Source organism: Albidovulum sp., from assembly GCF_049646345.1.
GTDB lineage: Bacteria > Pseudomonadota > Alphaproteobacteria > Rhodobacterales > Rhodobacteraceae > Albidovulum.
On sequence record NZ_JBARVQ010000423.1, the window covers coordinates 1 to 6,045 of the forward strand.

Here is a 6,045-nt window from a genome sequence, read left to right on the forward strand (position 1 = left end):
GACGCTGACAGTGCGGCATCATGCGGGGGCCTCCCAACCCTAATCCCGTTCCAACGCGACCGTTGCGGGCCGCGCCGGGTCCGGATCATTTCGTTGGGTGGAAGCGCCCGGCAGGCGAGGGTGTGAAAATCTCAAACCCGTCCGCCGTGACGCCCACCGAATGTTCGAACTGCGCCGAAAGCGATTTGTCGCGGGTCACGGCGGTCCAGTCATCGGCCAGAACCTTGGTCTCGGGCCGACCGAGATTGACCATCGGCTCGATGGTAAAGAACATGCCCTCTTCCAGACGCGCGCCCGTTCCCGCGCGGCCGTAATGCAGGACATTCGGCGGCGCGTGGAAGACCCGGCCCAAACCATGGCCGCAGAAATCACGCACCACGCTCATCCTTTGCGCCTCGACATAGGATTGGATCGCATAGCCGATATCGCCGAATGTATTCCCGGGCTTCACCGCCTCGATCCCCAGCATCAGCGCGTCGTGGGTGACCTGAATCAGCCGCTCGGCCTTACGCGAAAGCTGGCCCGCCACATACATCCTGCTGGTATCGCCAAACCAGCCATCGACGATCACCGTCACGTCGATATTCAGGATATCGCCATCCTTCAGCAGCTTCGGCCCCGGAATGCCGTGACAAACGACATGGTTCACGGAAATGCAGGAGGCATGCTGATAGCCGCGATAGCCGATTGTTGCGGACCGTGCCCCCGCCGCTTCCACCTTTCCGCGGATGAAGTCGTCCAGAACTTCGGTCGTCACCCCGGGTTCCACAAGCGCCGCCACCTCATCAAGGATTTCGGCCGCAAGCCGCCCGGCCGCGTGCATTCCGGCGAAATCACCGGGTTCATACAATCTGATCCCGTCCTTTGTCAGACGGCCGCGGGGATCGTCCACGGGGTTCTCCTTCTGTTTCATGCCGGTCTAGATAGTCAACAAAACCCGCCTTGGCCAGAGGCCGGGGCTTCCCCCTGCCCCGCCCCTTGCGTAAAGCTTGCCGTCAAACGAGGTTACGCCCATGCCCAATCCCAGTGCCGCTATCCTGATCGTCGGGGATGAAATCCTCTCGGGTCGTACCCGGGATGCCAATATGCACTACCTTGCAGGCGAACTGACGCGGATCGGGATTGATCTGAAAGAGGTGCGCGTGATCAGCGACGACCGCCCTGTGATCGTCGCGGCGGTCAATGCGCTCCGTGCGACCTATGACCATGTCTTCACCTCGGGCGGGATCGGCCCGACGCATGATGACATCACCGCCGATGCGGTGGCCGAGGCGTTCGGCCTACCCCTTGGCATTCGCGAAGATGCCCGCGCCCTGCTGGCCGCGCATTACGACCGCGCGGGACTGGAGTTCAACGCCGCACGCCAGCGCATGGCGCGTATCCCGGACGGGGCCACGCTGATCGACAACCCGATCTCGACCGCGCCGGGCTTTTCGCTGGACAATGTTCATGTCATGGCCGGTGTGCCGAACATCTTTCAGGCCATGGTCGCCTCACTGCTGCCACGTCTGACCGGGGGGAAACCGCTGCTCAGCCAGACATTGCGGATCGATCAGGGTGAAGGCGTGATTGCCGGGCCGCTGTCCGACCTTGCCGCCGAATTCGATGACCTATCCTTCGGTTCCTATCCCTTCATCCAGAACGGCGCCTATGGGTCGAACATTGTCATCCGCGGCACCGATCCGGCCCGCATCGACGCGGCGATGGCACGTCTGGCGGCGCTGTTCCCGCGGGGCGGCGCATGAGCGATCTTTTCGCCGTCACCGAGGCCACCTGGCCCGCCGTCGCCGTTCATGACGTCGGGCCGTTCCGGGTGCGCGAAGGGCGCGGTGGCGGGCAGCGTGTGTCAGCCGCGACGGCCGAGGGGGACTGGAGTGACGCGGATATCGACGCTGTCGAGGTCGCACAAAACCGGCTGGGGCAGCATCCGCTGTTCATGATCCGGCCGCAGGATACCCGCCTTGATGCGGCACTTGCCGCGCGCGGCTATGCGGTCAAGGATCCGGTCAACCTCTTTGAAGCACCCGTCGCGGCACTTCTGGGAGAGATCCCGCGCCTCTCTGCCTTCACCATCTGGCCGCCGCTGGCGATCATGCGCGACATCTGGGCCGAAGGCGGGATCGGCCCCGGCAGGATCGCGGTAATGGAACGCGCGAAGGGGCCGAAAACCACCGTCCTTGGCAGGGTCAACGACCGTGCGGCGGGGTCGGCTTATGTCGCGATCCACGGAAAAACCGCCATGCTGCATGCTTTGCACATCGTGCCGGATCAGCGTCGGCAAGGTTCCGCCATCAATATGATGCGAAAATCCGCCGAATGGGCGCAAGATCATGGGGCGGAACGGTTTTCTGTGTTGGTTGTGCAATCAAACAACGCAGCAAATGCGCTCTATACTTCCCTGAAGATGCAAGTTGTGGGACAATACCACTACCGCTCATATAAGCCCTAAGCGGCACGGGGAGCAGTTGAAAGATATAGGCCACACCCCCACGGCCCTCGACCTGCCCATGGTCGAGCCCCTTCCGGACGCAACCCGGAAGTACTTCGACATTTGCGCCGAAAAGCTGGGCCTCGTCCCGAATGTCCTGCAAGCCTATGCTTTCGACATCGACAAGCTGAACGCTTTCACCGCCCTCTATAACGATATGATGCTGGCCGATAGCGGCCTGTCCAAGCTGGACCGCGAGATGATCGCGGTCACCGTCTCATCCCTCAATCGCTGCTGGTACTGTCAGGTCGCCCATGGCGCGGCGGTGCGGCAATTGTCGGGCGATCCGGTTCTGGGCGAAGCTTTGGTGATGAACTGGCGCGTCGCGCCGCTCACCCTGAAACAGCGCGCGATGCTGGACTTTTCCGAAAAGCTGACCCTCGCCTCATCCAAGGTCGAGGAACCGGACCGTCAGGCGCTGCGGAATGCCGGTTTCAGCGACCGCGACATCTGGGATATCGCCTCGGTCACCGGGTTCTTCAACATGACAAACCGCATTGCCTCGGCAACCGCGATGGAACCAAACGCGGACTATCACGGGGCACATCGATGAAACGGTTTGCGCTCGCCCTTTTGTGTCTCGCTCCGGCCGCCCAAGCGGCGCCGACCCTGTCGATGCCGCCCACCGCTGCTCGGACAGCCGAGGAAGCGACCGTGATGGGCAGTTACGCGCTGCCGGTCGGACCCTGGTCGGATGGCGCGATCAAGACCCTGAAGGCAGAGGGCGAGATTACCCAGACCGCCTGGCGCATTCGCGAAGGCGACATCACCACGATGGCGGTGCTTTCGGCCTTGCGTGATCAGCTGCGCGGTGAAGGGTTTGACATTCTCTTTGAATGCAACACGGATGAGTGCGGCGGCTTTGACTTCCGTTTCGCCACCAAGGTTCTGCCGGAACCCGACATGCATGTCGATCTGGGCGATTTCCGTTTTCTGTCCGCCCGCAGGATTGATGGGCCCGTTCCCGACTATGTCAGCCTGCTGATCAGCCGCTCATCCGACAGCAGCTATGTGCAGATGACCCGGGTCGGGGCCGCCCTTTCGGGGCCATTGCCCATCGCTGCCGCGCGCTTCACGGCACGCGATGTCCAACCCAGCCCGGGTGCCCTGAGCGACGAATTGACGACGGTCGGCAAGGTCGTGCTCGACGATCTTGATTTCGCCTCGGGCGCGCCCCGGCTAAGCGACGGACAGTTTTCCTCTCTCGCCGCTCTGGCTGAATACCTGAAAGCCAACCCTGACAGGTCCGTGGCGCTGGTTGGCCATACGGATTCTGAAGGATCGCTTGCAGGAAATGTCGCGCTGTCGCGCAAACGTGCGCAATCGGTGCTTGATCGGCTTGTATACATCCACGGCGTCGACCCGGCGCAGCTTTCGGCGGATGGTGTCGGCTTTCTCAGCCCGGTGGCCTCCAACCTCACGCCTGAAGGACGCACCCAAAACAGAAGGGTCGAGGCGTTGATCACCTCGACCCGTTGAGACTGCTCAGGCAGCACTCGTTACTCAGACCTGCGTTACCAGGCGTCCGGCCCCTTCTCGACAAAGGAATTGGCCAGGAAATCGATGAAGGCGCGAACCTTCGGCTGGGTGAAACGACCCGGCGGGTAGACCGCGTAGATGCCCAGCGTTTCCACCGGAAGATCGGGGATCGCTTCCACGACCTCACCGTTGCGCAGCGCCTCGGAATAGAGGAACGAGGGCAGATAGGCGATGCCGAGCCCGGACACGGCGGCGTTCAAGAGCGACTGGCCGTCATTGACCGTCAACCACCCGGCGGTACGCACCTGACGCTTTTCGCCCGACGGCGCGGTGATCTTCCACACATTGCCCGCGGACTGATTCGAATAGTGCAGCAGCTTGTGTTCGTTCAGATCGTCGATCTTCTGCGGCCGGCCGTATTTCTGGAAATAGGCGGGCGATCCGACCATACGTCGTGTCGTGTCGGTCAGCTTGCGGGCCCGAAGGGTCGAATCTTCCAGCTCACCCACCCGGATGGCCATGTCGAAGCCTTCCGAGATCAGTTCAACATAACGGTTGTTCAGCACCATGTTCACCGTGATGTCGGGATATTCGAGCAGGAAATCCCCGAGAATCGGCGACAGAAGGTTCACGCCGAAATCGGTCGCCACCGAGATGCGCAGCAGGCCAGAAGGGGCCGATTGCATTGAAGTGACAAGCGCGTCAGCCTCTCCTGCATCGTTCAGAACGCGGCGTGCACGATCATAATAGGCCAGACCAATCTCTGTCGGCGACACCCGCCGCGTGGTCCGGTTCAAAAGACGCGCGCCAAGGCGGGCTTCCAGCGAAGATACATGTTTGGAGACTGCGGATTTTGAAATCCCCATCTTTTTCGCCGCATCCGTGAATCCCCCCTGATCCACGACGGTGGCGAAAGCCTCCATTTCGGTCAATCGGTCCATATTTACTAGCACCCGTAATTAGTATTGCCCGCCGACGACATGTATCAGGGGCAAATCGGGCAACATTGCGGAGCTTGGCGGACAAAGGTTAGGTATTCTCTGGAACCAAAGTGGCAGGAATCCGCCGATCAGTTCCAATACCTTAACAACCAGAGGTTACATCGTTGCCGCCAGACGGGTGCCCTGATCAATGGCACGCTTTGCGTCAAGCTCCGCCGCAACGTCCGCTCCGCCTATGATATGAACGGTTTTTCCGGCTTGGGTCAGTGGCACGGCAAGGTTGCGAAGGCTTTCCTGACCGGCGCAAAGCACGACGGTGTCGACCACAAGAAGTTGTGGTTCGCGGCGCTCGGACCCAAAGGAGATGTGTAACCCGTCCGAATCGATGCGTTCATAATTGACGCCGCCGATCATCTTCACGCCCTTGGCCTGAAGCGTTGCCCGGTGAATCCATCCTGTCGTCTTGCCCAAACGTCGTCCCGGCTTTTCTGCCTTGCGTTGTAGCAGGGTAACCTGCCGTGCGGCGGGTTCGGGTTTGGGATCAGCCAGGCCGCCCCGGGCCGTTTCGGGGTCGGTCACCCCCCATTCGGCACGCCATTCTTCAGGATGCAAAGTGGGGCTGTCGCCTTTCTGGGTCAGGAATTCGGCGACATCGAAACCAATTCCACCCGCCCCGACGACCGCCACACGGTCGCCAACCGGGGCGCCGGACAACACCTCTATATAAGAGAGCACGTTGGGGCCGTCCTGCCCCTCGATCCCGGTATCGCGCGGGATGACCCCGGTCGCCAGCACGATCTCATCAAAACCGGCAAGTGTTTCAGGCGTCGCCTCGGCCCCCAGTCGCAGGTCAATACCGCTTTTGTCGACCAAGGTGGTGAACCAGTTGACCAGCCCGTGAAACTCCTCCTTGCCCGGCACCTGCCGCGCGAGATTGAGCTGGCCGCCGATCTGGCCCGCCTTGTCGATCAGCGTGACCCGGTGGCCGCGTTCATCAAGCGCCAGCGCGGCGGAAAGGCCCGCTGGCCCGGCCCCGACAACCGCAATGTTCTTCGGCTGCGCGGTGGCCTCCAGCGTCAACTCGGTCTCAAAACAGGCCTTCGGATTGACGAGGCAGGACGAAATCTTGCCCTGGAA

General features: G+C 61.7%; 7 protein-coding genes. 4 read left to right on the plus strand and 3 right to left on the minus strand.

Annotation, left to right across the window (positions count from 1 at the left end; genetic code table 11):
* Positions 1-85: 85 nt before the first annotated feature.
* The gene (gene map / locus WBB85_RS10550) at positions 86-892 is read right to left on the minus strand and encodes a type I methionyl aminopeptidase (RefSeq protein WP_432638577.1); all 807 of its coding nucleotides are present in this window, start codon (positions 890-892) and stop codon (positions 86-88) included.
* 121 nt (positions 893-1,013) lie between these two features.
* Between map and WBB85_RS10555 the strand changes: the two genes are divergently transcribed.
* From WBB85_RS10555 to WBB85_RS10570, 4 genes are read left to right on the plus strand one after another with little or no spacing between them, the layout of a single operon-like run.
* Positions 1,014-1,745 (plus strand): competence/damage-inducible protein A, encoded by a 732-nt coding sequence (locus tag WBB85_RS10555; RefSeq protein WP_432638578.1) that lies wholly within the window; start codon positions 1,014-1,016, stop codon positions 1,743-1,745.
* On the plus strand, positions 1,742-2,449 hold the full coding sequence (locus WBB85_RS10560; RefSeq protein ID WP_432638579.1) for a GNAT family N-acetyltransferase: 708 nt from the start codon (positions 1,742-1,744) through the stop codon (positions 2,447-2,449). Before WBB85_RS10555 ends, WBB85_RS10560 begins: the two co-directional genes overlap by 4 nt.
* A gap of 25 nt (positions 2,450-2,474) precedes the next feature.
* Positions 2,475-3,041 carry a peroxidase-related enzyme gene (locus WBB85_RS10565; protein WP_432638583.1) on the plus strand — a complete coding sequence of 189 codons (567 nt, stop codon included), beginning with the start codon at positions 2,475-2,477 and terminating at the stop codon, positions 3,039-3,041.
* Positions 3,038-3,967, plus strand: coding sequence for an OmpA family protein (locus WBB85_RS10570; protein WP_432638580.1), 930 nt, complete (start codon positions 3,038-3,040; stop codon positions 3,965-3,967). Before WBB85_RS10565 ends, WBB85_RS10570 begins: the two co-directional genes overlap by 4 nt.
* A 35-nt stretch (positions 3,968-4,002) precedes the next feature.
* Here WBB85_RS10570 and WBB85_RS10575 read toward each other — a convergent pair whose 3' ends face one another.
* On the minus strand, positions 4,003-4,908 hold the full coding sequence (locus WBB85_RS10575) for a LysR family transcriptional regulator (protein ID WP_432638581.1): 906 nt from the start codon (positions 4,906-4,908) through the stop codon (positions 4,003-4,005).
* 156 nt (positions 4,909-5,064) lie between these two features.
* Positions 5,065-6,045: FAD-dependent oxidoreductase (locus WBB85_RS10580; protein ID WP_432638582.1), on the minus strand; the 981-nt coding region annotated here is incomplete at its 5' end.

Bases quoted from the DNA above. Each gene is read 5' to 3' on its own strand.
- WBB85_RS10555 (WP_432638578.1), top strand. From the start codon at position 1,014: ATGCCCAATCCCAGTGCCGCTATCCTGATCGTCGGGGATGAAATCCTC.
- WBB85_RS10560 (WP_432638579.1), top strand. From the start codon at position 1,742: ATGAGCGATCTTTTCGCCGTCACCGAGGCCACCTGGCCCGCCGTCGCC.
- WBB85_RS10570 (WP_432638580.1), top strand. From the start codon at position 3,038: ATGAAACGGTTTGCGCTCGCCCTTTTGTGTCTCGCTCCGGCCGCCCAA.
- WBB85_RS10575 (WP_432638581.1), bottom strand. From the start codon at position 4,908: ATGGACCGATTGACCGAAATGGAGGCTTTCGCCACCGTCGTGGATCAG.